Origin of the sequence: Paenibacillus sp. URB8-2 (assembly GCF_013393385.1) — a bacterium.
In the GTDB taxonomy this organism is placed as follows: Bacteria; Bacillota; Bacilli; order Paenibacillales; family Paenibacillaceae; genus Paenibacillus_AQ.
This window is the reverse complement of record NZ_AP023239.1, coordinates 2,826,014-2,852,128: the sequence shown is the minus strand read 5'-3', so window position 1 is coordinate 2,852,128 and position 26,115 is coordinate 2,826,014. Positions and strand designations below refer to the sequence as shown.

The window sequence follows — 26,115 nt, the reverse complement described above, 5'->3', positions numbered from 1 at the left end:
GATTATCCTTGAAAGAGCTACGCTGCATCAATATTTTGACAGCCTGAATATTGGCCTCGCAATCGTGCGAAGCCAATAAGCAAATTCAGTCGTTCCGGTCCATGAGCTGCGCTTGTTCTGGATGTATTGATCATTGATAATATAAGTCCGGGTGGAAGCAGGACTCTTCAGACCGAGCTTTTCCCACTCCGCCGGATCATTCGAACCTCCGAGCCTTACAAGCATATTCGCCGACTCCCTATTGATTTTAGCCGGAATTTGCTCGTAGGCTTGGGTGATTTGCGCATGAAATTCGTCGATCGGATTGCGGCGGGCAAGGCTCTCCAAGTGGATGCTTTCGCGAAGGTAAGAAACGTATGCCAGATGGTCAGCCCAGAACTCGTCGATATAAAAAAGCCGTACCCGCTGCTCCGAAAGGCTCATCGGCTGCTCCCCTTTCAATATTCCGAGCCGCTCCTCGTATAGAATTCGCCTCTGATCCTCCATCATATCCGAATAACAGTTCAGTTCCTGGTGGATATCGAAGTTTTGGCCCATAACAATACGTTGAATACGCGTGATTTTGCTGCTGAGCACCGGCTCTTCGAGCGCCTCATCCTGCCTGGGAGCGCGAACCGCTTTATGGATGCCGAAGCGAAGCAGCAACTCGTCCTCCAAGCTTACATAAAAAACGGAAGCTCCCGGGTCGCCTTGGCGGCCGGAACGCCCGCGCAGCTGGTCGTCGATCCGCACGCTTTCGTTCACATGGGTGCCAATCACGTACAACCCGCCCAGCTTGGCGACTACCTCTGCTTGCGCGGGGTCGCCGCCGCCGAGCCGGATGTCGACGCCGCGTCCCGCCATATTCGTAGACACCGTCACGGCGCCGATTTCTCCCGCTTTGGCCACGATTCCGGCTTCTTCTGCGTCGTTCTTCGCATTCAGAACATGGCAAGGTACGCCGGCAACCGCCAGCGCCTCCGCCAGCTTGTCAGACTCCTCGACGCTTGACGTACCAATCAGAATGGGCCGTCCCGCCCTATGAACGGACAAGATTTCTTGTACAAGCGCCTTAAATTTAGCTTCTTTATGGGTATAAATCCGGTGCGGATGGTCGATCCGTATGTTTGGCCGGTTCGGCGGGATTTGCACGACCTGCAGCCTATAAATATCTTCGAAATCCATTGCGGAAGCATGCGCGGTAGCCGTCATTCCGCAAATCCTCGGATACAGGCTAATGAAGTGTTGAAGGGTAATCGTCCCGAGAATTTTCCCGCCGGCTGTCCACTGCAGCCCTTCTTTGGCCGCAAGCGCGGCTTGCAGCCCGTCCGGCAAATACCTGTTCTCCGCCACGCGGCCGGTATATTCTTCGATCAACTCGATTTTACCGTCCCGGACGATGTAATCGACGTCTTTTTTAAATAACGTTTCCACATGCAGTGCGCAGTTTAATGACGTTAGCAAATGACTATTATGGCTATCGTACAAATTGCCGCATCCCAGCAGCGACTCCGCTTCCGCAGCGCCTGCTTCATTTAAGTAAACGTTCCGCTGGAACTGGTCGAAGTCGTAATGCTCTGCTTGATTGAGCTGCCGAGCCACTTCTGCGAAACAAATGCCGTCGCTCTTGGAGGAACCCGACTCGCCGCTGATGACTAGCGGCACCCGCGCTTCGTCGAGAAGCAGTGAATCCGCTTCGTCGACGATGACGTAGTGGAAAGGACGATGCACAGTATCGGCTTCATTTAATGCGATTGTGTCGCGCAAATAATCAAATCCCGCTTCTTTGGCTGTAACATAAGTTATATCACTGGCGTAAGCTTCCCGTTTCTGAAGCAGGCTCATGCCCGCTTGAACCGAGTTTACCGTTAACCCGAGGAACCGATAGACCGGGCCCATCCACTTCGCATCCCGGTTTGCCAAATAATCGTTAAAAGTCAGCACATGAACGCCTTTGCCGGTCAGCGCATTTAGATAAGCAGGCATAACCGCAGAGAGCGTTTTTCCTTCACCGGTATGCTGCTCAATTAAATATCTCTCGTGCAGAGCGATGGCAGCCATGATCTGGACATTGTAAGGATGTAGTCCGAGCTTTCTCTTCACTGTCTCGCAGACTAATGCATAAGCATCAACAAGCAGCTCATCCAAAGGCGTGCCCGATTTTGCTTCTTTTTGCAGCCGGAGGGATTCCGCTTGAAGCTGCCCATCGTCCCATGCTTCCAAATTCCGTTTCCTGATGAACTCCGCTTTGTCCTGATAGACTTTCAGCTTATTCTGATTATCGCGGTCTTTAAATTTATGCATCAACTTGACGGCTATATTCATAGGAATTTGATTCCTCCTCGGTAGAAATACGCGATTCTATAGGGCTGGAGCTTCTCGGCGTCGGAAAGCTTATCGACGATTCCATAAGCAGGTGGGCCGTTCTCTTGTGATTTCCCCCTACTCATCCTTTAACCGTCGTTGATACAAAACAACAGACACAATCGTTAATACAACCGTCCATGCCAAAGTAATGAGGAGAGGGTTTAATACATCTCCCGTCGTATAACCTGTATTGCTTATGCCTAGCAAATGCACAAGCTGACTGCTTGGTACGTAATCCAGCACTTTGAAGACTGGATAATCCTTCACTAGTAACGCTCCCCCGGGTGCCCCAGTGAATACGATCGCCACAGGAATTATAGTTAATGATGCATCAAGCAATGTCTTGGAGAATAAACCACATATCGTCCCGGCTGCTGTGTATAGAATAATCGAAAGAATGATTACAGCCACAAACACCCATATATTGGCTGGCTCATATCCAAATACAAACGTAGCAATAGTCAGAACGACCGCAGACATTACGAAGACTAAAGTGCTTTTACCAATTAGAACATCCATGGCTGTGGCCGGAGTCAACATTAATGATCTTAACGTGTTACGCTCCTTTTCTTCTGCAATCAAGCATGCTTGTGCTAAACTCGTTAGTATCACAAACGAAGTGTTTAGAAGAAAACCGATAGCTCCAGGTAACGACGAACCTGCAATCCGAAAGAGAAATGCAAAGAGTATTGGAATAATTAGAATAATGGAGATCGCATAATTGCGTGAAAACTCTTTGTAATCCTTCACAAATATCGCCCGGGCACGTTTGAATGAGATACTCATAGTAACTCACTTCCTGTCATTTTAATAAAGATATCACCCAGACTGGGCTCTTTCGTTTCCAATCGGCCAATTAACCCCTGTTTCATCCAATCCGCGATTTGATCAGCCGTTTCCTCACCGATCGGAAGCTCGCAAGATTCCCCATTGATTAAGTCAACACAAACTACGTTTTCCCGGTGCTGCCGTTTAAGTTCCTTCGGTGAGCCGATGGTTTGAATTTGTCCCTGGTACAGAATTGCTACACGATTACATATTAATTCGGCCTCAGCCATATCATGCGTAGTTAAAAAGATCGTTGTCCCCTTCTCATTTAAGTAGCGTAAGCCCTTATAAATATGTACTGAGTTTACCGGATCCAAGGCCGAAGTAGGTTCATCTAAGAATAATAGCTCCGGCTCATGGATAATTGCGCAGGCGAGAAGGACACGCTGACGCATCCCTTTCGATAAGAGATTGACTTTCTTTTTGCGCTCTCCGCTTAAGTTTACAAACTGCAGCACCTTATCGACCGAAGATCTGGGAAGATCATATAACTTACGATACAGCTCCAGATTCTCCTCAATCGATAATCTCTCATATAGACCACTGTTATCCGTCAAAATGCCAAAACGCATCTTCTGTGAAGACTGCTGCATCATCTCCGCTGGCTGATTAAATACACTTGCCTGTCCGCTTGTCGGATTTAATTGCGCCGTTAAAATCTTTATTAATGTTGTTTTTCCCGAACCACTCGGACCCAGGAAACCAAAAATTTCCCCTTTCGGAATTGAAAAAGACACATCTGTTAACGCATCCTTATTTCCAAATCTCTTTCTAACACGTTCTACATGGATGACATCCATAAACACCACTTCCTTAGCATTGATGGCTTAAATATATAAAGATTGCATACTTGCAGCCATCAAAACCCACCGAAATGTAGCTATTAGCGCCTGAATGGTACCATTTAAATGTTAAGAAGTGCTTTTAATTCCTGCAATTTGGAACGGGATAACGGAACCACGGCATCTTTACCTGTATTTAATCGCAAGCTGTAGCTGTTCTTCGTCCAAGTAATAATCTCTCTTACTTTTTGCAGATTAACGATGTAGGAGCGATGACACCTATAAAACCCGAAATTCAACAATCTCTGCTCGAGCTCGGTTAGCGTCAAAGCACAGTCATAATTTTCCCCGCCCACATGAACAAGGATCGAACCCTCTACACTTTCTATAAAATCAATTTCAGGCGGATTAAATAAAATCACTTTGTCATTTCTTTTTGTAGATATCTTCTGCAAGGTTATATTGACCTCATCTTGTTTCTGTACTTCCTGCTTATCCTCTTCGGAGTCCCGAATATCGAGTGGATGGAATCCGGACTCGTTCAACCGATAAATCGCATCACAGGAAATAAGGGCATCCTCTAAATTGGAAGTTAAAATTAAAATCTGCTTTTCTTTCGAAAGGTCATCCAGAATCCGTTTAAAATGACGACGATCTTGTTCTTCCAAGTAAAAATAGGGTTCCTCCAGTACAAGTGTAGGCTGGTGCGCAAAAAAGACACGCAGCAATGTTACATACATCCTTTTCGATGAGCTTAGATCCTTGATTTTTACCTTCTGTTCTTCTTTTAAAGCAAAATACTCCATCAACAAAGCGGCACGCCCATCTCTCACCGATACTCTGATTAGAAAAGTGATCAGCTCTTCTACCGTTAAACGCATATACTCGCTTTGCCCAGCCTGAAATAAATAATATCGGGAATGATCCACTAATTGATTCATTAAAAGCTGCTTTCGCTTCAAGTCCGTTATAATGCCAACCGATTGGTTCGATGTCATATTAAATTCAATCTTCGGTAGAAATAATTCCCCATCATAATACATTGGTTGAAATTGCATACCGTCCTCCCGGTCAGTGCCGCTATAGGATATATATAACAATTATAATGTTGGGATACTTTTTTGTCAGTTTCCATTCAAATATATATCGGTACATGCTGTTAAAGGATCATAAATGGAATGCCGGATAACGTTTGCGTCGATGTCGTATAAAAGGCCTTATTATGAATGGCAGCACAGTGTGCGGTTGTTGTCTACAACGCCACTGGAAGCAAGACCTTGAATGATGTATTCCAATAAGCTCGAAGTCAACAAGGAGTCAACAGAATGGCGATTTAAGGTGACCGCAGCAGAAGTTAATCGTTCGCGTGTTGCTGTTGCCGTTGGCATTTGAATCGCTCCCTTCAAAATGGATGCAAAAAAGCCGCCAAAGTTTGGCGGCAACGACTGATTTATTCAAAATAATTATAAAGTTTGGGGATTCGAGCGGACAAGGCATTTATAGTTAATCCCTAAAAAAGGCACTCTGGAAAACCGACGTGCCATGTTTAATTTGGAAGTTTCAGAGGACCAACTGCAATTTGTTGCGTCTAATTTGTCAAGCGTGGCGTCTTGTTATGTTCTTGCAACCAATGGGGGACATCCATTCCCATTTATCATTTACGTGGATGAGCAGCCTGTCGGGTTTGTTATGTTGGCTTATGGAACCACCGGATACGAAGAACCGTCAATCGCAGAAGATAAATATTGCATCATGCGACTGATGATTGACAAGCAATACCAGAACCGAGGTTACGGTCGAGAAGCCATGAAAAAGATCTTGGAATTTATTCGCATCTTTCCGGCAGGGCCAGCACATTACTGCTGGATCCCTTATAAATCGGAGAACATCCCTGCCAAAAATCTTTATGAAAGCTTCGGCTTTCGTGACAGTGGTGAAGTATTCAACAACGAATCAATAACCGTATTGCCAATCTGATTTGCCTGTCCATTCAACTATTGGAACACAATAGTTCAACGGGGATAGATTGCAAACAACACCGTTGCAGCCTGTTCCCCACCCCCTCCACCCTTTGGGGGGCTACCTTGCTTCACTTGGCATTTTGTTGGCGTTGCGTTCGGCTTGGTTCAGCCACAGGTGGATGATAGGCATGTTATTTCAGCCTTCGTTGGCAAGGTTGGCAGTGATTTTTCAAACCCGGATACGAGTACGAGGCCGCCGATTTGCTTAGAAGAATTTTGCTGTTGTAAATATCGTAGAAGTGTAATGCAGTATAGACTTGCTTTCTGCTTTTTGTTTTTACCATTTATTCCACCCTTTCGGTAAATCCGCATAATAAAATGGATTCGATTTATCCTCATTTTCTAAACTCTTTGATTATAAAACCTCCATTATGTGCGAACAAGTACGCACTGAAACCTGCGATAAACCTTACATATTCGCGTTATTTCCACATGATTTTTGAGTGAATTTATGCTTTTCAAAAAAAAATTATTAAAAATGGGCGAAATCTTTACATATTCAGAATTCCGAACGGCTTCTTCCGGCGTAATGTGCTTCGGCGATCATCTCCGCAGCCGCGAAGCCTTTATCCGCTTGAACTCCGCTTCCCCCATGGCTTTGAACCGTCTCCTTCCTCTTCGTATCCCGTGAATGATAACGCTATCTTTTTGGAAAATTCAGCCCACGGACCACAACTTTTTACTTTCATTTTCCTTTCAAAAGAAACCGCTGCCATTGCCCGTTTTTTGGAGTTTTACGGCCTTCCCGGTTTGACCCTGGCTTTTGAGTTATGTTACGATTTTTTCAGTGAAAAGCGCAGAGCTTTCATTCGTTTTCATGAATATTTCAGACTCAAGCATGTAAATTTATCTGACTGAAGGGAGAGCGAACATTCATGATTAAAGCATTGGTATTTGATTTTGACGGCACGATTATTGACACAGAATCTGCATGGTATACAGCTTTTCGGGAAGCTTACGAGCAGCACGGCGTAGAGCTTACCGTCAAGCAGTACTCCCAATGTATCGGAACCAGCTTATGTAATTTTAACCCGTATGAGTATTTGATGACTGATTTAAACCTTCCCATTGACCGGGAGGAATTCCGAAAAGCCGTCCAGCTCCGTCATTCCGAGCTTATGGAAGCCGAAGAGATGCGGCTGGGCATCAAGCATTATCTGGATTCAGCCAAAGCAGCTGGCCTCAAGATTGGACTTGCGACAAGTTCTTCCACGGCATGGGTTGAAAAATACTTGAATCAATTGGAGCTTCGTGAATATTTCGATTGCATTCGTACAGCCGATCATGTGAAAAACGTAAAGCCCGACCCTGAATTGTACTTGCAGGCGTTGGAATGTCTGGGTGTTAAGCCGGATGAAGCTATCGCAATCGAGGACTCGCCGAACGGTTCTAAAGCCGCATTGGCAGCTGGTATGCACTGCGTCGTCAGTCCGAACCAAATCACAAGTCTTTTGGCCTTCGACCCTTCGCTTCATAAATTAGAGTGCTTTACCGACCTCGATTTTGAACATCTGACTACCCGTCTTTTTGAAGCCACTCAAATAAGCTGAACCAAACAGGCTGTCTAATCGCCTGAGTCCGTCCCCAAATACCTTGCCGGCAGAGAACCACAGGAATGGATAGCCGACAGATAAATTAAGGAGGAATGCCCTTTTGAAAGCCGTACATTTCGGAGCTGGTAATATCGGGAGAGGCTTTATTGGACCGATTTTATCTGAATCCGACTATGAGATATGTTTTGTCGCCCGTAATGAGAAGAAGATTTCCCAGCTTCAGGAACGTGGACAATACCCCGTAACTCTCGCCAACGAAACTCGCGACACCGAGCTAGTTAAAAATGTCACTGCCGTTAACATCAGTGATATGGATGAAGTAGCGGAGTCCATTGCCGAAGCCGATCTTGTCACTACTGCCATTGGAATGTCGGCGCTTCGTGACATTGCGGAATCCATTGCCAGAGGTATCGAACTGAGGTTTAAAAAGACAAAGCATCCTGAGCCGCTCCATATCATCGCATGCGAGAATGGCATTGGAGGCAGCCAGCGATTGAAAAAGCTCGTCTATCCTCTTCTGAAACCTTCTGAACGTAAGCGTGCCGATGAATTTGTCGCATTTCCGAATACCATGGTTGACCGGATCGTACCGATCCAGCAGCATAAAGACCCGCTTAAGGTTATGGTTGAGCCGTTCTGCGAGTGGGTAATCCACAAGACCGGAATGCTGGAGGGTTTCACCAAGATCAAAGGCGTCCGTTATGTCGATTCATTGGACCCCTATATCGAACGTAAATTGTTCACCGTGAATACCGGACACTGCGCCGCAGCTTATTTTGGATACCTTGACGGGTACTCTACAATTCAAGAGGCCATTGCCAATCCGAAGGTGCTGGAACAGGTTCGCGGGGTGCTGCATGAAACCGGCGCAATGCTGACGCTTAAACACAATCTGGACAGTAAGAAGCATGAACAGTATATCGAAAAAATGCTACACCGTTTTACAAATCCCCATTTTATTGACAAAATCACCCGTGTGGCCAGATCTCCGCTTCGCAAACTGTCTCCGAACGATCGACTCGTTCGTCCCGCTCTCCAGGCTCATAAGATGGGACTCGAAACGAACCATCTGGTCGCTGCGATTGCCGCAGCCCTGGTATTCGATCACGTGAAAGATCCGGAAGCCGTAAAACTCCAAAACTCCATTCGTGAGCATGGAATCGGCTATGTAATCGAACATCATTTGGGAATTCCGGACACCCATCCACTGCACAGCCGTATTGCTGACAAATACGATGAAAGTTTCTCATCTTACCGTTCCGATGCTCAGCCCGACCTTTTAAGCCGGACATAGGAGTTGACATACGATGAGTCTCGCAAAGTGTTTTGACCGTTGTTTCCTATAACAATCAAATTGGGATCAGAAAGAGGCTGCCAGTGTGCAGCCTCTTTGCATATCCTGCATACAGTTAATCACCGCTTGCGGGCCACCACTCGAATTCTGCGGTAATCCATCTCCCAGCGATCCTTTTGAAAAAGTGTAGGCTTCAGGTCTTGCTCCACATGACCCAGTACCGCCTCTCGCTCCGAAGGAGAAAGCACACTTAAGACTCCATTGGCAAAAGTGTTCAACCACTGCCGGAAGCCCTGCTCCCCACCCTCCAGCGGTGTCGGACGGTCAAAGCAGAGGACGAGGTCTACCGTCAATCCATGCCGCTCCAGCAGTGTTGCATACTGCCCCGTGCTGGGGAAATACCAAGGCAGCTGGAGCTTATCACTGGCACCTATCGCGGCAAAAGCGCGCGGCAGCCCGGCAACGACCGAAGCGATATTGCCGAGCGCGCCGAATTCGGCGATTAAACGTCCGCCCGTACGCAGACTGGCTGCGATGGAGGCGGCAGCCCCGTCCGCATTCTTCAGCCAGTGCAGCGCAGCGTTGCTGAATACAGCATCAACCGGCTGCTCCGCTACATAGGTTTGACCGTCCGCGAGGATAAAGCTAAGATCAGGATATTTGGCGCGGGCGGTCTGAATCATCTCGGCGGAGGCGTCGATCCCTGTTACAGCAGCACCGTATCCGGCAATGGCTGCGGCCAGGTCTCCTGTCCCGCAGCCCCAATCGATTATCCGTTCTCCCGGCTGCGGCTTTAACAGCCCAATTAAAGACTCCCCAAAACGGGAAACAAACGACATATCCGCGTCATAGGTACCGGTATTCCATTGCTGTTTCATCGCAGCACTCCCCTTCTTATTTCCGAAACATCCGGTCATTATCGCAGCAGGTCCGTTCTTCATGTATATTTTACAATGCCGCCTTCTTATAAGTGAAATATATAAATCGTATAGAAGTAATTGGTGAGGCCTATAAAACAATAAACCGGCGGCTTTCTGTTGGAATCGGGGAGGCTGTAATGGTCGGTCGTTTTGTACGTCAGGCACATGTATCGGCGTTTCCGGCCTGCATCAAGCTTCACTCCGTTATAAAATCCTGCTCGCATAAGGAATCTTGTAAATAACCTGCGCGGCGGCAAAGGTGAGAACGACGGAAACAGGGGCCACAATAATTAATTTCAGCAGAGGAGCCAAGTTCACCTGATGCATAAGCAGCGTACAACTTACGACGACAAGAGGATGAATGATATAGGCCGTGAAGGCCAAATTCGATAACCTCTTCATGAGTTTGGAGGCCTTGTTCATCCGGCGCTGAAACAAACGGAGCAGCCCCAGGCAGATGCCGAAGCAAATAAACGGTTCCCACATCGCATAAAGAAAAGCTTGAAGATGAAGCCCGCCGCTGTAGGTGAGATTCCCGCTCAACGCTCCCGTCATAATGAGCAGCAAAGGGAAAACCGGAATCAGAATGAGAGCCGTACGCAGCCAACCTTTGCTGAGCAAGGGCGGAATTTGTTCAAGCCAGTTATGGCGATAGGCCAAGATGCCGGCAATGAACAGCAGTATGTATAATGGGAAATAACCCAGCTGGAGTTCCAGGGGGCCCGTGCCCAACGGAACTACAAACCGAGTAAGGAAAGCGGCGAGCCCGCTTCCGAGCGCGAAACCGAGAAGCCTTGCTCCTGTCGGGAAAGCGATGGGACGAGTCCAGGTATCTTTACTTTTTTTGAAAATCATTCTGTAAAGCACATAGAAAAGAGCAAAATAAATCAACGCCTCCGCGAACCAGAGGGGCCCGAAATTGATCCTTTTAATGTGCAAAATAGATTCCCTGAAGAATTCAGCATACGTTTGCTCCTTCCGGTACTCGGCAAGATAGATAGCTGTTGGACCTAGCCATAGCATATAAACAACCATGGGAATTCCTAACCGCAGAAAGCGGTCGGACAAAAACCGGAGAGGCCCTTTTCGGTCATACGATTTTGGAGTAAAGTAACCAGATATAAAAAAGAAAAGCGCCATAAAGAAAGCTTGGCAAACCGCAGTAAAAATAGTCAGGACGACGATCGTCACATTCATTTGGGATGTATCAGCATCCTTAAAGTACCAAGATCCCGCTCCCCCATACGCAATAGACGTATGAAAGACAATGACCAGCATAGTCAGAAAAACACGAAGATTATCGAGATAATACAATCTTTTTAACATAAAGCCTCCTATTTTCAGCAGCTAAAATAACAAAGCCGCCAAAACTCTGGCGGCAATGATCGGCCAAGCCGGATGCAGGCAAATCAGTTTTTCATGTCAATCGGCGTGGATTCTGCTCCCCGGTAACGCTGAAAAGATTGGACGAGCTATATCTGTACCAAGTAGCTTCCGCAATGCAAGCTGATCATTTTCTGCATTTCAGGTCTTATGGCCGACAGCCTGAGCTTTCCGCCGCTGCAATTTGCAGCGGCGGACTCCCGACAGCGACGCCTTATCTGGACCGGATTGACGGCACGCTTCGGACCTGTCGTTCCTCTCGTTCAAATCCTAAATATCCGAGCTTCCGGGATTATTTTGAAAGTATCCGCCGCCCATTCCAAGCGGTCTGTCGATTGAGGTATTCCCGTCACCGTCGCGGAAGTAGCCCTTTACTACGGTTCCATCCGCTTTAATATAATCATGTACATAATGAGGCTGAACAAAATGCATGTCGCCGAGATCGAGGGTCATTGCTTTAAACGTATACCCATTACAGTATTTGAGCGGATCGTTAGCTGAATAAATATGCTCGTTTGAAACGATATGCGTATGCACATGCGGGTCGGTCCATCCTATTCCGTCATTTGAATGATGGGATGCAACTTCATGGGAACTGCTTGTATCGTGCATATGCATGTGATTGAATGTGTGATCATGACCGCTGTAATTGTCCATTTGTAACTTCTCCTTCCCTGACCTGTGAATCATTTGAAGAAATAAGGTCAACAAGTCCAAGCAGCTCGTCACGCCGGACTTGCTTGCTGACAGCCGTTTCTTTTTTTACGGTAATCTCCATTTCCAAGGATGCTTTGGCTCCCTCAACCAGGCGGCTAAATTCCCGAATGGTTTGCGTTCCAATTATGTTAACGGAATCCTGTACATAATTCCGCAGCAGCGCCCGGGACTCGTCAAATAGAGAACTCAAGTGAATTTCAGCCGCCGCCAATAATTCCGGCTTGGCCCTTTCCAGTTGTTTCTCGGCCAGCTTTTGCGAAATGAACGGAAGCCCTGCCATCCCTACCACCGGTATGATAAAAGGCGCTCCGACTAGCAAAGCCGCGGCGCCAACACCGCCTATGAGCAGCCCTGCCTTAACCGGCGCGCTTACTGACCGCTGTATTCGGATCGCGCCTTCTGCATTCAACTCAAGCCTGTCTTCCTTGTATGCCTTGATGTTCACCGACTGTTCGAAGACATTCATCAGGCCCTGTCCGACCTCCTGTTCCAGACGGTAAAAAAGAGTATGCAAAGACCCGGCATACTGGTCGGTCCATTGAGAGAACTGCAGGCCGATGTGAAGCGGGAGCTGCGATTCCGCCAATATTTTTATATCGCCGCCTTGAAAATGCTGTATCCGCTGACCAATGTCCTTGCGAAGACGTTCCGCAAAATAATCGAATGATTTCACCGCCATATAAGCGATCTCTTCCTCTTGCTCGGAGAGGTAATCCGCAATCTGGCTCTCCCACATTTCGCGCCGTGAAAGAAAGGCTTCCACTCTTTGCGTCTCGCCCAACAGCGTTTCGATGTCCTTGCCCGTCATTTCACATGCCGCCGAAGCCTCTGCATGCAGAAGACGAAGCGCGTTTCCATAACGTTTCAAATAGTTCCTCAGCTTGTTCTCCGCCTTGCCGCTAGTCCCGGCAATTTCCCGGATCGCTAGTTCCACGCTCCGCAAGCCCGACTGATTCAGCAATTCTTCATCCTGCCGCAGAGTGCCGAGCAGAGCTTCCTTGGCGGAAATAGGAAGAACACGGCCTGTATGGCCGGTCACTGCAGCAAGGCGCCGTTCCAGCCGCTGAATAACTGAATCCATTTCTTCCTCATCAATCCGGTCGGCGAAATTGGCAACGTATAGGATATGGTCGGTGCCCTTATTCAGCAGATGCTGTTCAATAAATTCCTGCTCCGACCTGCGGAACGGAGCCGTCATATCCAGCATAAATATGAGAACGTCCGCCCGGGGAATGAAACGGTATGTTATTTCAGCCCTGTGCTTGTTAAGATCGCCGACACCCGGAGTATCGACCAGCATAACATCTTCATTCATAAACGGAGCGTTGCAATAAATTCGCAGGAACTGAATCGTACCGGGATCGAATTCGGCGGAAGCGGTATAACGATTAAGAATTCCGGCAGTAAGCGGATAGGTCTCCGTGCTTCCATCATTGTTCAGCACCTCAACCCGTTCAATGCTGTCGTAGATCACCGTGTTGATCGTCGCCGTCGTCGGAGCGACGTCAGCGGGCATGATCTCGCGGCCGAGCAGCGCGTTAATGAACGTCGACTTGCCGTGTTTAAATTCGCCTACCACGACAACGGAATTGCAGTCCTCTCGCAGATCCTGCCGGAGTTCGGCCAGGGCCTCAAGGCCGGCGCTCTCTGTCAGAAGCGAAGATGCCTTATTAATGAGTTCGACGGACCGATCTGCCAACTTATCTTTTGTCCATGCTGCACTCACACTTTCGCCCCCACTCTGCTGCTGTCGGATAATCCGCCAACCAGTTTCTCAAGATTCGTGCGAATTTGTTGAAGTTTCCGTTCCTGACGGCCGAGCAGATCCAGCTTGCTTTCAATCTCATGCTGTTCAAGACCGGCGCTTGTCTCCAACTTCCGAAGCTGGTCTTCGATCTGCCGCACCTTATGGTTAACGTTCTTCCTAATCGATTCGCGAACGGCTTGATGGACACCTTTCCATTCCATGTCAAACCCGGATATCTTGGCTTTTCGCGACTGATTGAACTGCTCGGCAAGCTGCTTTTTCAGCTTCTCTTTAGGATCTTCCTGTCCAAACAGCTTATTGAACAGGAATGCCAACGAACCGGCAACGGCAGTCAGCACCATACCTGTTCCGATTATAGCTTTAGCGATCACACTTGTCCGACTTTCCCAGGCTGTTTCCAGTTCATTAAATATATCTTCAAAGAAGCTGCTTTCTTGTGGGCTGTTATTCCCAAGCAGTGCCAGCTCCTGTTTGCCAGCAGACGGGGTTTCTTCCTGGCCGACAATCTCTTCAAGCTCGGTCTGCAGCCCCTGCATCATCTGAATTAATTCTCCGCCTGAACGCTCCAACGCAGCTTTAACACTATCGGCTATCCGCTGTTTACGCTCCAGATGGAGTTCTCGCTCCCGCGGAGCAATTCCACTCTCAACCGCTCGGTTTATGAAATCGGTATTTCTGTGGCGGTTGACATCGAATATGGCCATTCCTCCAGCATAAAGTGCCTGAAGCTCTTGCTCATACCACCGGAAAATCGACTCTTCTTCTTTCTTCATCTCCTGTTCGAACTTTCGCAATGCCGCGTTCCCGGAGTCGACCGCCTTGGAAAGATTAGGGCGGAATGCCTGAACCTTTTCCTTCAAGTTCGCTATATTTCGGGTAAGCGCCAGCTTTTCAACTTTAAGCTGCCTGTCGGAAATCTCTGCAATGCTCCGCAGAGCTTGCCGGACCGGCTTGCCAAGCTTGACCGCGCCGCGGTCGTACTGAAGAAAATCCGACAGTTCCATCTCCAGCTCGGGCAATCCGGTTTCATTCATCGGCCAGGTCGCCATCGGTCTCCCTCGGCTGACCAGCTTTTCGCCTGCAGCTGCGCGCTTGGCGTTCAGCGCTTCCTTAGCGCTCACCATGTAAAGTCGTGGATTTCCCAAGACACTTTCCAGATGTGTTCGGGCATAAGCCAATATTTTCTCTTCATTTTCTTTTGAGCCAAGTTGATCCTTAAAGTTGATGACGATAAATACTTTTTGGATATCGCTGGCCAAAAGCCGGTCTCTTATAAAGCTCATCTCCGAATCGGAGAGAATTTTTACAGCTGACAATATCAGAATAGCCGCATCGGACTGTGGAATGATCCGGTTCGTAATCTGCTCGCGGACCGGATCAAGCTCATTCGTTCCCGGAGTGTCCAAAAGCTGAACGCCGTGTCGGCAGAATTCTAACGGATAACCGATCTCCGCATGCCGAATGCTTTTGATTTTGCCGAGGGCACGTTCATACTCCAGTTCGCTGTCGGTATTTCCTTTGATTGACTCCATAGGCGCCACCAGCTCCAAAAAGCTCTTCTCACTAATTATCTCGGATGGCCTTGCCGGGTCCAGATAATGAAGCCGGTAGTATGGATCCTTTGCGTATTCTATGATATTCAGTACTGTGGTTGTAGGCACCGCATTTGAGGGAAGCACCTTCTTTCCAAGAAGTGCGTTGATGAACATGGATTTCCCCCGTGAAAATTCGCCGACGACAGTAATCAGGAAGCGCTCCTCCAGAAGCTGCTTTTTGATTTCACTGATAGCGGCAACTTCCGCCGCCATGCCCATATCTTGAAAGGTAAGCAGCAGTTGGTCAAACTGCTCAATGGCCTCGCGCTTGTTCCGATCGAAACTTTCCAAAGTAAATGTCATTGTAAAACTGCCTCCCGCCGCACCCTCATCATGTTCTGTATCTGTGCTTTCAAAATTTCGTCTTTCCCAAAATATTTAACGACATCATCTCATTGATCAATGGTTGTCCTTCCGGCGTTATCACAATGCGGTAAACAACATTCAGCTTCTTCTCGTCGCCGGTTCCGTCTCTGTAATAATAACGGTCCTGGAGTGCAAGCGTGGCCAGATACTGGTTATCGTTATGCTGGTGCACATCAACCACATCAATCGAAAGGTTCTCCATCTGCATTTGTTTTTCAATTGCCATATCCAAATAGGACTTCTCGTTCTTGAATTCCTTGCCTTTCGGGTCGTAATACGCCGCAATCGAGTTAAATCCGCCCCCATTAAACGCCGAGGCAAAATCCGAATAGTATTGCTGGACAAATGCCGCCACATCCGCGGAAGAGACCAAGCCTGCCGTAGGCAATGTGATCGGCGTCTTGATTGTTTTACTAATAGCAATTCGATCTATCGAAAAATGCTCGCGGTCCAACGCATGAATAAAATACTGTTTGGATCGGTCATAGTCTGTCTGCTCGCCCAGGTCATCGGTGAACTTGAATTTCTCGTATGTATCCATCCGGTATTCTCTCGGCCCCGTCTTTTTGACTCCCGCTATGTCAAAGTCTTCGTGTTCAAAAAGGTAGCCCCGCCCCGCGATATCCCCAATGTATTTGGCTAATTCCTTGTGAGCTTCTCCGTCCGGCGTCAGGTAAGACGCAACCAAGGAGAAGTCGCCTGCTTGGAGGGCGTCAAAGTAAGAAACCCGGAAATCTTTGAGAAAAGAACGAAGCACGCTCCCGTCCGCGTCAATCGCAGTTTCGGTCTCACTAATCTTCTTGGCAAGCACCGATTCAATGAGGTAAGAGCCGTTAAATTCAACGACGCCATAAGTTACTTGGTATTCGGTAAGAGCATCTGCTCCTTGGTAACTCTCAAGGGTCTGGATTCGGAATTCGTTACCCGAGGGACCGGTGACCTTTTCCACGGACGTCCGCGTCCGGATGGCGTCAGGCTTAGTCGTATAAAAGGCTTGCTGCCCGTTCCAACCTTCTGCCGTAAAGTATTCCTGTCCGTTCCCTTCGTCGATGGCTGAGAATACTTGATTCATAAACTTATGCATATCCTTGCGGGCAGGCGTTTCTGACGGCAGCGGCGTTTCCGGGATCACGGAATGTTCATCCGTTTGTGCATCGGCGGCAACATCCGCCGTATCCGGAAAGACCGCTGCCGATTCCTCCCGGCTTTCGGGCCCGTTTTCGTTATGCCACCATAAAAAAGCAATAATTCCGGCGATTGCGGTTAATGCGATCAAACGGTTTCTTATGACTTTACGTAAGGTTTGAACTTGAAGAAGCCGCTGCTCCGAATGGAAAGGAAGAGGATCGGGCACAACCGGAATGCGGGTATCAATCAGACCTTTTCCAAAGGTCCCTTTAATGGTGAGTTCGCCGAATTTCATAGGTAATAAACTGCCCCGCAGCAGATCCACTGCCGCCCGATTGGTCTCGGTATCGAGTTCCTTGCATATCCCTGCAATGTTCTCATATAAATAGCGGCAAGCCTGATAGTCTTCCAGGGGTCTAAGCTCATCGTCGGATTCAGCGAAAATAGGATCAAGCTGCTTCTTAATGGCCAGAAGAAAACCATGCCAATTGTCCAGATCGCTTACAATACCGTGATTAAGCTTACCGTATTTTTCTTTGGCCATATCCAGTCTTGTCAAGAATACCTTCTCTGCCCTGACAACCGCCTCCAAAACTTTCGAGATCTTCTCGCTCAGTTCATTCTTAAGATTCACCTCGACTTGTTTAACCGATTTCTTAAGATGGTTGATCCGGTTCAACACTTGATCCTGCCGGTCTAAAAGCCCGTTTCGCGCATTATTGTATTTCTTTTGCTCCAGCGTAAACCCGAGAATCCGCTTTTGTTTAAAGATGCCGTATCGGTCGAGTGTCTCCCACTCTTTTTCAAGTCTAATCTGGGTTTCCAATAATTTCATACAGTCGGCAGATAAATCGGCCGAACTTTCCAAAATACGTTCATACTCCGTCATGCATGACAACCGCCACTCCCTGGCTGCGTTGACCGGTTGGTTCATCTGACGGCTGAAGTCATCAATTTCTTCCCACATCTTTCCGGCCTGCTTCAATGATGTAATCTTCCGATCAAAGAGGCTCTTCCATGTCATAACCTCTGTTTCTGCATGCATCTGACGGGCGAGTAAATCTTCTTTCATTTGGACGAGTTCGGGGTAAACTCCGGCAGTAAGACCTTCAACAAGCTCTTCATACAGAAAAAAATCTCTACTGCTCCGTTCCTCCATAAGCCTGTCATTAAGCTGCTTCAGCAATTCATTCAGTTTCTGAAATACCCGTTTGGCTTTCCAAGTATCATCAGCAGAAATTTCTTCCATTAAATGCTCAATCTCGGCCCAGTTGCTATATTCCTTCTTCAAAGGGTCCATTTCCAGCTTAGCCTCAAGAGCTTCCTTGGCGGAGACGCCGATCAAAGTCCGGAAGAATTCACTCATCCGGCTGCGCCGCAGATTATTGCTGAGAAATTGCTGCAAAGAATCTTCCTCTTCATCATGCAGATCAACGGCGTTTACGATTCCATAGATTTGAGCGCCCTGACTCTTCAACTCTTCGATCTCCTGCAGTTCGGAAGCTGTGCCAACATTGCGGTAAAAAAAGAGCCAGAAGGCGAAATCCGCACGCCGCAGATAAGAACGTACCGTCTTCGTATGATGTGCATGATTGGAATTGAAACCAGGGGAGTCTACAATATGAACCCGCTTCAGCAGTTCATTCGGCACTTGCACCTCAACATGATCGAGCAGCCTCCTGATGTTCTCTCCTTCGCCAGTTCTCTCGGCGGACAAGCCTTCCAACCAATCCATACCGTATATGCGGGAAGTCCCATCTATAAAATGAGCGATAATTTTCTTCTCAGTCCCGTATGTAAGTTTGGTCAAGACAGCGGTGGCCGGGGTAATATCAACCGTCAGGAGCGGTTCTCCCAGCAGCGCATTAATAAAAGTGGATTTCCCGGCATTAAATTCACCGGCAATCAGCAGCAGTGTGGGCGAATCGGCATCTTCCTTGATCTCCCTGATGGAGGCAGCAAGTTGATTATAGGAATTCCGGCTTTGAAGCAACCGTTCCAAACCAGCGAGCCCTTCGGGCAATTTCAATTTCCATTTCATAATTCAATCTCCAGAGTTTTTTTGTGATATGTACATTCATAATTTTGGTATTATGAAATAGCAATTCTACACAAGTGTCGAATTACCCTCTTTTCATTCGAATTTCGCCTATTTTTCAATTCTTACTTCAGGGAGGAAAAACAATGAAACGACTACAAGGGAAACTCGCGATTATTACCGGAGTAAGCAGAAGCAAAGGAATTGGAAGCGCTGTCGCCCGTGCTCTTGTCGGTGAAGGAGCGGATATCTTTTTTACACATTGGAGTACCTATGACGGGCGGCAGTCCTATGGCGCCGAGTATCAGTGGCCGGCTGTATTCTCGGAGGAACTTTCTTCCTATGGGGTTCGCGCGGAATCAATGGAACTGGATTGAATATTACAGTGAATGCCGTTGATCCCGGACCGACAGATACGGGGTGGATGGACGATGACTTAAAGCAAATTCTGCTTCCGAAGTTTCCGATGGGCAGAGTCGGAGAGCCCGGGGATGCGGCGAAGCTGATCGCTTTTCTTGCAAGTGACGACGCACAGTGGATCACCGGGCAAATTATCCATTCGGACGGTGGCTTTCGGGGCTAGGGCTTCATCCAATAATATCCGCATTAGTTCGCATTTTTTTCATTATTCCTTCAAATAAAAATCCAACACAAACTGTCTGAACCGTTCCGCCGCGGGGGACAGAAACCGGTCTTCCATCCAAGCGATTCCGATTTCTCTGCGGCAGGACCGGTTTGCGATGGACACCCAGCTTACCTCTTCCTGGTCCAGTCCGCTGTATTTGGGCAGAATGGCAACACCGAGTCCGGCGGCGACCAGCCCGGCGACGGTATCGACATCTTCCCCCTCGAAAACAATGCTCGGAGATATCCCCGACTCTTGCAGCAGTTTATCGGTAATGATTCGGAGCCCGTAGCCTTCTTTAAAGGAGATCAAGGGTTCCTGTCCAATCTCGCACAATTCCGCCAGTGATGAACCGGCAAGCCGATGTCCGGATGGCACCGCTATGAACAGCTCCTCCGACCACAATTTGGCCCAGCGAATGCGCATGTCGGCATCCTGGGGCGAAGCCATGCACAGATCAATTTCACCTGAGACCAGCTGTTCCAACAGACGCTGGGTGCTGCTCTGATTAAGCTGAAACCGGGTGTGGGGATGCGCTCTGCGGAACCTGCCGATCAGATCGGGAATATGGTGAATGCCGAGCGTATGCAGAAACCCCAGCGAGACCTCCCCTTGCGACGGATTTAGCAGATCGTCAATCTCCCGTTTGGCCATCCGGTATTCTTCAAGAATATGTTCAACATGGCTGAGAAAAAGCTGGCCGTAGCGGTTAAGACGGATTGACCTTCCTTCCCGTTCAAAAAGCGGAATCCCCAACTCCGACTCCAATCTGGCGATAGACCGGCTTAGAGCCGGCTGCGTAATGTTAAGCGTCTGAGCCGCCAGTGTCATATGCTGCAAACGCGCGGTTGCTTCAAAGTATTCGAGCTGCTGCCATTCCAAAGCCTGTTTCCCTCACTTCGATTACACAGAATATATGAAAACAATGAAAATAATGCATTATACTTTCAGGTCCTCTTCATTTTATACTTGCTTTGGCTAAGAAGAAAGACACAATTCAGCCAGCATGTTGATGAACGGGAGAGAAATAAGCATGAACGTAATCGAAATCGGAAGCTCAGACCATCGCAGGGCTTCGGCAGGCATGTTGATGGGAAGTATAGTCGTTTTCGCTGTTTTGTACAGCCCGCAGCCTTTGATCAGCCTTTTTTCCAAGGAATATCACATTTCACCGGCAACGGCGGGAGCCTCCATTTCCCTCGCCACAATCGGTCTGGGTATCGGCCTGATCCTGATTTCTGCGCTATCCAGCTCTCTGGAAAGAAAAAAATTAATGAGCCTATCCCTGCTGCTAACCTCCATCCTTGCGGTGGCATCCGCTTTTTGCCATCAATTTTCCATATTTCTGGTCATCCGGTTCTTGGAAGGCATCTGTATTTCGGGGTTTCCTTCGATTGCGATGGCCTATATTAATGAAGAGTTCCATCGAAAAGACATCGGGAGAGTCATGGGGAGTTACATTGCGGGAACGGCTATCGGCGGATTTACCGGGCGGATCGTGATCGGAGCATTAACCGACCTATTGAATTGGCAAACCGCGCTGATGATTCTGGGAATGATCAATTTGCTGCTTAGTCTTTATTTCTGGAGATACCTTCCAGCGTCGCGCAATTTCCATCCTCACCGGCGGTCTTTCAAGCAGTGGCAGGCAGGGATGATCGGCAACCTGCTAAACAAGCGGCTGCTCTTGCTGTTCATCACCGGATTTTTGCTGATGGGCGTCTATATCATGATTCTGGATTATATCGGCTATCCGCTGACAGCCAAGCCCTATTACTTAAGCCAAACCGTCTTCGGATTTCTGTTTGTCGTCAATTTGGTCGGAACATGGAGCTCCGTCTGGTTCGGCAAGCTCGCGGATCACCATCCGCGCCCGCAGGTCATCGCCATAGCGATCGCACTCTTTGCGGCAGGGGCAATGCTAACCCTGATTCCTATTTTGGCAGTCAAAATATTAGGAGTCGCTTTGGTTGCCTTTGGATTTTTTGCCGGGCATTCGGTTGCAAGCGGGTGGGTTGGATTGGTGGCGGATTCCGAACACAAAGCACAGGCCTCCTCTCTTTATTTGCTCTTCTATTACGGGGGTTCCAGCTTGGTCGGATGGTCGGGCGGTCTGTTTCTCCACCGTTTGGGTTGGAGCGGTCTTATTTATTATGCGTTTGTTCTTCTGGCTGCCGCTGTAGTCATCACCTCGCTTGCGGGAGAAGCCATCCGTCTGCGGCGTTTGCAATTAAAGTAAGAGCATCAGACACTCGGCCAATCTTATAAAGCGGATATGCAAAAGGGACGCACCCGATCCGGGCCGTCCCTTTTCTCTTACACTGGCATATCGAACCGCATACCCTCGCTAATCACATACCCGTGGTCCGTACCTCTTTTTTGATCAGGACAACATTTCGATAAAAGCTTTAATCCGGGTAAGAAGCTGTCCGCTGGGGGCTCCGACCTGGAATGTTCCTTCCAGATTAATGCTCGGAATGCCTTTGTTATGGAAATAATCCCTGTACATCTCGCGCGTGACGCTTCCGAACGAGCAGCCCAGGTATCCGTACAAAATAAGGCCGCGCGCCTGAATCCGGTCAACCTGCTGCTCGATGACGTGGCGCCGGTAAATCGAGGCCCCGGCCATCTGACTCTCTAGCTGGAAGCGGGCGACTGATTCGACCGGATCGATATCTTCGCGAAAATCCTTGGCGTAAGGAGAGCTTACAAATCCGAGCAGCGAACCCCCGGCACTGTCGATCGTTTCATAAATACCGAATTCCTGCCCATTGCCGCCCGTCCAGATCAGCGGAATAGCTCGTCTGCGCTCAGCCTCATCGGTTTCAAGACTAGACAATTCCTCCACCAGTGCATCCAATACCTCGGTATATTCCTCGGGTTTGCCGAAATAATGGGTAAGCCCGTTCATCAGGTACATGATTCCCAGACTTTTAACATGGAATGGATGCAGCAGGCGCAGATTCATGATCTCCCGCATCCTGCGCATGAGATGGTTCTTGCGGACAATCTCACGATGCAGGCTGTCCTTGTCAATCTCTCTGCTTCCAGTCAGCCATTCATTGAAGTCATGAATTTCATCAATAAAATAATGAACCAGTTCTTCATAACGCTCGCCCTCGACGCCAGGAGCCCGGTAAACGATGTCGCTGGTATATACGTCGAAGCCTTCCTTCTTCATCACTTCCCACGCCAGGTTATACGGTTCACAACCGGAGGACGAACCGAAAATGCGGGTGATCGAGGTACCGGCCTGCTTCCGCAAATGCCATTCGCCCGCTGTCGCTTTCACCATGGAGCAGGTTTCGGCGGGCATTTGATAATAATCCTCAGAGACGGTAATGGCCTCTTGTCCACTGATGCGGCCCATCTCCGAAAAAGCGACCGGTATGGCTCCGGTAGAATAGATCAGCGGCATCGCCCAGGGCACTCCGGCCCAAATGACCTTTGTGCCGCTTTTTCCGGCTTTCTCCGCATCGTCCACATAATCGATTACTAGATTGAACAACTTTTGGATCGCGGGCGAATGGGCATGAACCGTATCCCGGCTGTAACGGATATGGTTGAGCTGTTCCTGCGCCTCGCTTGTCAGCACCGTCGACATTAACATATTCCTCCCACTATAAATTGATTCTGTTTCTATAATTACTTATACTCATGATAGAGTGCCTGCTGTGCTGGAACTGTTCTTTGGTCGGAGCGTTTCCCAGTATACAGAAGGTGCTTTTTTTCATTAGGATGCTTAACTATTTTCATCATTTCGCCTTCAAAAGAGCAAAATCGGCCAACTCCGCCTCGCTGCTGGAAGCAGCCTTCTGTGCGAACACGGCTGCGCCCAACGCTCCCGCATAGATCGTGTCGAGCTTGACCCTGCTGATCGGATGTCCGAGCAGTTCCTCGAGCGCTTTGGTCATGCCCGGGTTATTCGAAACTCCTCCCGAAAAGACGAGGTCCGGTTCAAGTCCGATCCGGTTGACGAGATTACGGACGCGGCGCGCTGTGGCCAGATGGATGCCGGCGGCAATGTTCGCAGCGGATACGCCTTTCGCTTTCAGGGAGATTACCTCGGATTCGGCGAATACGACACATTGGCTGCTGACATCTGCGGGAGCATCCGCGTTCAGCGCTTCGGTGCCGAGCTGCTCCAGCGTCAAATCCAGCAGATGTGCGACTTTCTCCAGAAACCGTCCGGTGCCGGCCGCACACTTGTCGTTCATGATAAATTCAACAACCTTGCCCGTAGCTGGGTCCACTCTGATCGCTTTGGAATCCTGGCCGCCGATATCCACGATCGACCGGACCTTGGCGTTCAGATAATGTGAGCCCATAGCGTGGCAGGATATTTCAGTCACGATCTTGTGCCCGATTCCACCAAAGTTCAGTGCAATGCGGCCATACCCCGTGCCGACAATATAGGCAATGTCTTCCCGCGCCACCTTCGACTGCTTCAGCAGCTTGTCCAGCAGCTTATCGGCCGTCTCCTGCATGAACACGCCCGTAGGCGTAATCGCCGTATACAGCTTGCCGCCAGCCAAAAGCACCCCTTTTCCCGTTCTGGAACCCAGATCAAGCCCGACCGCAATATCGCCGGTCACTTTGGACAGCAGATCAGGGTCAATGATTTCCTTCCAATCGCTCATACAAGTTCATCCCCCTTAAAGAAATTGTAATTTAATTGTTCGGGTCGGCCTGTTCTTCAAGCCGTTCCGACGGCGGTCAGCCCCTTGCGTTCCCTCAATACTTCGATAAAAGCTTCCAGCCGTGTTTTGAGCTGACCCTGATCGCTCTTGGAGTAGTCGATCGGCAGTTCAAGAACCGGAATGCCCAGCTGCTGATAATGACGGAAGAATTCGTTCTTGATTTGTCCATAGCACGGGCAGAATTTAAGATAAGCATACAGCACACCGTCCGCCTGATATTCGGTTGCAAGTCCGCCTGAAATTTCCACGCGTTCCTGGAGCGGTTTCATCCGTGCGCAGGGAGTCTGATCAATATATCCTTCGGCCAGAGCCCGGTACGGATCGCCTTCCTCATCGATATAGCCTGAGGCTATTTTCAGCCCGGTGCAATGATCCTCGGCGACAATTCTGGCTCCGAGCTCGTCCTCGATCAGCTCAAGCAGCTTACGGTCGCCATCCGCGATAATGCCCCCGGCCATGAACAGACGGATCGTGCGGTCTTCACGGACAGGCACCGCGGCCAGCTTGTCATAGATGCCCTGGTACAGCGGAAGAAGCTCTTCGGCGGGCAAATAATAGAAGGCTTTGACCAAGTCCAGGTAATCTTTGCCTGAAAGCGGCGGATTGGGACGCTTGCGCAGCTCGGAGATTTGGGTCAGCAGCTTGCGCACCTCGTTGTACTGCCGAATCTGCAAACGCAGCTCACCGTCGGTTATGATATTGCCGGACAGCTGCTCAAGATCGGCCTTGAAGCTCAGGATTTGGGAGCTGTAGAAATCGCGAGATGACGGCTTGTCCTTAATCCGAGGAAGCGTATAAATGTCGGCTGGCGTAAAGAACTCACCGATTGCCTCTCCTACGGTCTTGATGCAGTCGCAGGTATAGAAGGTATAGATTTTATCCAGAGAAGTATAGAGCGGGTCTTTCTCTTTGAAGGCGCCGAGAATACTCTTGGTGAAATCGCAGAATACGCTCTGCGTGATCTGTTCGCCGCTTGCCACCGTATGGGTATCGCCAGCCTTGAACAACCGAATATGGGAAACGCCGGCGGCGCTGATCATTTCGAGCGGCGTATATGAGCATAGGTAGCCGACTTTTTTGCGATCTTCTGCATTTACGATAAGCTGATCCTGACGCTCGGCGATACGGTTCTCCAATCCTGTAAGATCCAATCGGAACACGTCCTCCGCTTCTTGAGTCGAGGTGATGGCCGCCTTTGAATAATTCAGGGCATGAATGGCCGCTCCAAGAGCACCGGCGAAGATCGTGTCGATTTTGGCCTCGATCAAGGGATGCCCGGACAGATCCTCAAGCGCCTTCCTCATCCCGATATTGTTGGAAACGCCGCCGGAGAATATCAGGCCCGGCTCGATGCCGACCCGTTTGAGCAAATTGCGGACCCGCTTGGCCGAAGCAAAGTGAATGCCGGCGGCGATATCCTGCCGCGTCTCGCCTTTGGCCCGGAGCGAAATGACCTCCGACTCGGCGAACACGACGCATTGGCTGCTGATTTCGGAAGGCGAACCTGACTTCACAGCCTCTTGACCAAGTTCATCGATGGTCAGCTCCAGGATTTCGGCGACCTTCTCGAGAAATCGGCCGGTGCCGGCAGCGCATTTGTCGTTCATGACGAACTCGACAACACCGCCGGTCAAAGGGTCCACCCTAATCGCTTTGGAGTCCTGGCCCCCGATATCCACAATGGTTCGGACGTCGGCGTTCAAATAGTGGGCGCCCATGGCATGGCAGGAAATTTCCGTTACAATCTGGGATGAAATATCGCTATACTGAAGGGCAATGCGTCCATATCCGGTGCCGACGATATAATCGATGTCCGAACGTTTGAGGGCCGATTGATCCAGCAAATCCTCAAGCAGCTCATCGGCCGTTTCCTGCATATTGATGCCGGTATAGACCGAGCTCGTATATACCTGTCCCCTGGACAGCAGCACCGCTTTGCCGGTTCTCGACCCGATGTCGATGCCAATTACGCTGCCGCCGGTTATCTTATCCAGCAGTCTTACATCTACCACTTCTTGAATCAACATGAGTAACACCTCGTATTTTGGAAT

18 protein-coding genes and 1 pseudogene are annotated in these 26,115 nt (G+C 49.1%); 5 read left to right on the top strand and 14 right to left on the bottom strand.

The features are described from left to right. Positions 1–27: 27 nt before the first annotated feature. From PUR_RS13055 to PUR_RS13040, 4 genes are all read right to left on the bottom strand, one after another. Positions 28–2,304, bottom strand: coding sequence for a preprotein translocase subunit SecA (locus tag PUR_RS13055; RefSeq protein WP_179035617.1), 2,277 nt, complete (start codon positions 2,302–2,304; stop codon positions 28–30). Positions 2,305–2,421: 117 nt separating this feature from the next. Then, on the bottom strand, positions 2,422–3,132 hold the full coding sequence (locus tag PUR_RS13050; RefSeq protein ID WP_179035616.1) for an ABC transporter permease: 711 nt from the start codon (positions 3,130–3,132) through the stop codon (positions 2,422–2,424). Next, the gene (locus PUR_RS13045) at positions 3,129–3,974 is read right to left on the bottom strand and encodes an ABC transporter ATP-binding protein (RefSeq protein ID WP_179035615.1); all 846 of its coding nucleotides are present in this window, start codon (positions 3,972–3,974) and stop codon (positions 3,129–3,131) included. The genes PUR_RS13050 and PUR_RS13045 overlap by 4 nt, the downstream gene beginning before the upstream one ends. A 104-nt stretch (positions 3,975–4,078) precedes the next feature. Beyond that, positions 4,079–5,014 (bottom strand): LytTR family transcriptional regulator DNA-binding domain-containing protein, encoded by a 936-nt coding sequence (locus PUR_RS13040; RefSeq protein WP_179035614.1) that lies wholly within the window; start codon positions 5,012–5,014, stop codon positions 4,079–4,081. Positions 5,015–5,498: 484 nt separating this feature from the next. Here PUR_RS13040 and PUR_RS13035 point away from each other — a divergent pair, with 484 nt between their 5' ends. The 3 genes from PUR_RS13035 (at position 5,499) to PUR_RS13020 (ending at position 8,824) form a co-directional block, all read left to right on the top strand. Further along, positions 5,499–5,933, top strand: coding sequence for a GNAT family N-acetyltransferase (locus PUR_RS13035; RefSeq protein WP_179035613.1), 435 nt, complete (start codon positions 5,499–5,501; stop codon positions 5,931–5,933). A gap of 919 nt (positions 5,934–6,852) precedes the next feature. After that, entirely contained in the window at positions 6,853–7,527 is a 675-nt protein-coding gene (locus PUR_RS13025; protein WP_179035611.1) for an HAD family hydrolase, read from the top strand. Between the two features lie 103 nt (positions 7,528–7,630). Continuing rightward, the gene (locus tag PUR_RS13020; RefSeq protein ID WP_179035610.1) at positions 7,631–8,824 is read left to right on the top strand and encodes a mannitol-1-phosphate 5-dehydrogenase; all 1,194 of its coding nucleotides are present in this window, start codon (positions 7,631–7,633) and stop codon (positions 8,822–8,824) included. 119 nt (positions 8,825–8,943) lie between these two features. Here the strand turns inward: PUR_RS13020 and PUR_RS13015 are convergent, their stop codons facing one another. From PUR_RS13015 to PUR_RS12990, 6 genes are all read right to left on the bottom strand, one after another. Beyond that, positions 8,944–9,702, bottom strand: coding sequence for a class I SAM-dependent methyltransferase (locus PUR_RS13015; RefSeq protein ID WP_179035609.1), 759 nt, complete (start codon positions 9,700–9,702; stop codon positions 8,944–8,946). 246 nt (positions 9,703–9,948) lie between these two features. Then, entirely contained in the window at positions 9,949–11,070 is a 1,122-nt protein-coding gene (locus tag PUR_RS13010) for an acyltransferase family protein (RefSeq protein WP_179035608.1), read from the bottom strand. Positions 11,071–11,397: 327 nt separating this feature from the next. Further along, positions 11,398–11,784 carry a hypothetical protein gene (locus PUR_RS13005; RefSeq protein WP_179035607.1) on the bottom strand — a complete coding sequence of 129 codons (387 nt, stop codon included), beginning with the start codon at positions 11,782–11,784 and terminating at the stop codon, positions 11,398–11,400. After that, positions 11,762–13,570: a dynamin family protein gene (locus tag PUR_RS13000; protein WP_179035606.1), complete on the bottom strand. Its 1,809-nt coding sequence runs from the start codon at positions 13,568–13,570 to the stop codon at positions 11,762–11,764. Before PUR_RS13000 ends, PUR_RS13005 begins: the two co-directional genes overlap by 23 nt. After that, the gene (locus tag PUR_RS12995; RefSeq protein WP_179035605.1) at positions 13,567–15,510 is read right to left on the bottom strand and encodes a dynamin family protein; all 1,944 of its coding nucleotides are present in this window, start codon (positions 15,508–15,510) and stop codon (positions 13,567–13,569) included. Before PUR_RS12995 ends, PUR_RS13000 begins: the two co-directional genes overlap by 4 nt. Positions 15,511–15,559: 49 nt before the next feature. Beyond that, the gene (locus tag PUR_RS12990) at positions 15,560–18,742 is read right to left on the bottom strand and encodes a TcaA NTF2-like domain-containing protein (protein ID WP_179035604.1); all 3,183 of its coding nucleotides are present in this window, start codon (positions 18,740–18,742) and stop codon (positions 15,560–15,562) included. Positions 18,743–18,885: 143 nt separating this feature from the next. Here PUR_RS12990 and PUR_RS12985 point away from each other — a divergent pair. Further along, positions 18,886–19,322, top strand: a pseudogene (locus PUR_RS12985) (SDR family oxidoreductase). A gap of 42 nt (positions 19,323–19,364) precedes the next feature. On the opposite strand, the gene PUR_RS12980 reads toward PUR_RS12985, so the two are convergent. Beyond that, on the bottom strand, positions 19,365–20,246 hold the full coding sequence (locus tag PUR_RS12980) for a LysR family transcriptional regulator (RefSeq protein WP_179035603.1): 882 nt from the start codon (positions 20,244–20,246) through the stop codon (positions 19,365–19,367). Between the two features lie 151 nt (positions 20,247–20,397). Here PUR_RS12980 and PUR_RS12975 point away from each other — a divergent pair, with 151 nt between their 5' ends. Further along, a complete protein-coding gene (locus tag PUR_RS12975) occupies positions 20,398–21,603 on the top strand; it encodes an MFS transporter (protein WP_179035602.1) in 1,206 nt (401 codons plus the stop codon). Positions 21,604–21,747: 144 nt separating this feature from the next. Here the strand turns inward: PUR_RS12975 and PUR_RS12970 are convergent, their stop codons facing one another. The 3 genes from PUR_RS12970 to PUR_RS12960 form a co-directional block, all read right to left on the bottom strand. Beyond that, complete coding sequence (locus PUR_RS12970; protein ID WP_179035601.1) at positions 21,748–22,968, bottom strand: 2-hydroxyacyl-CoA dehydratase family protein; 1,221 nt, start codon at positions 22,966–22,968, stop codon at positions 21,748–21,750. A gap of 151 nt (positions 22,969–23,119) precedes the next feature. Next, positions 23,120–24,004: an acyl-CoA dehydratase activase gene (locus tag PUR_RS12965; RefSeq protein ID WP_179035600.1), complete on the bottom strand. Its 885-nt coding sequence runs from the start codon at positions 24,002–24,004 to the stop codon at positions 23,120–23,122. 56 nt (positions 24,005–24,060) lie between these two features. Then, on the bottom strand, positions 24,061–26,091 hold the full coding sequence (locus tag PUR_RS12960) for a 2-hydroxyacyl-CoA dehydratase (RefSeq protein ID WP_179035599.1): 2,031 nt from the start codon (positions 26,089–26,091) through the stop codon (positions 24,061–24,063). Positions 26,092–26,115 lie beyond the last annotated feature (24 nt).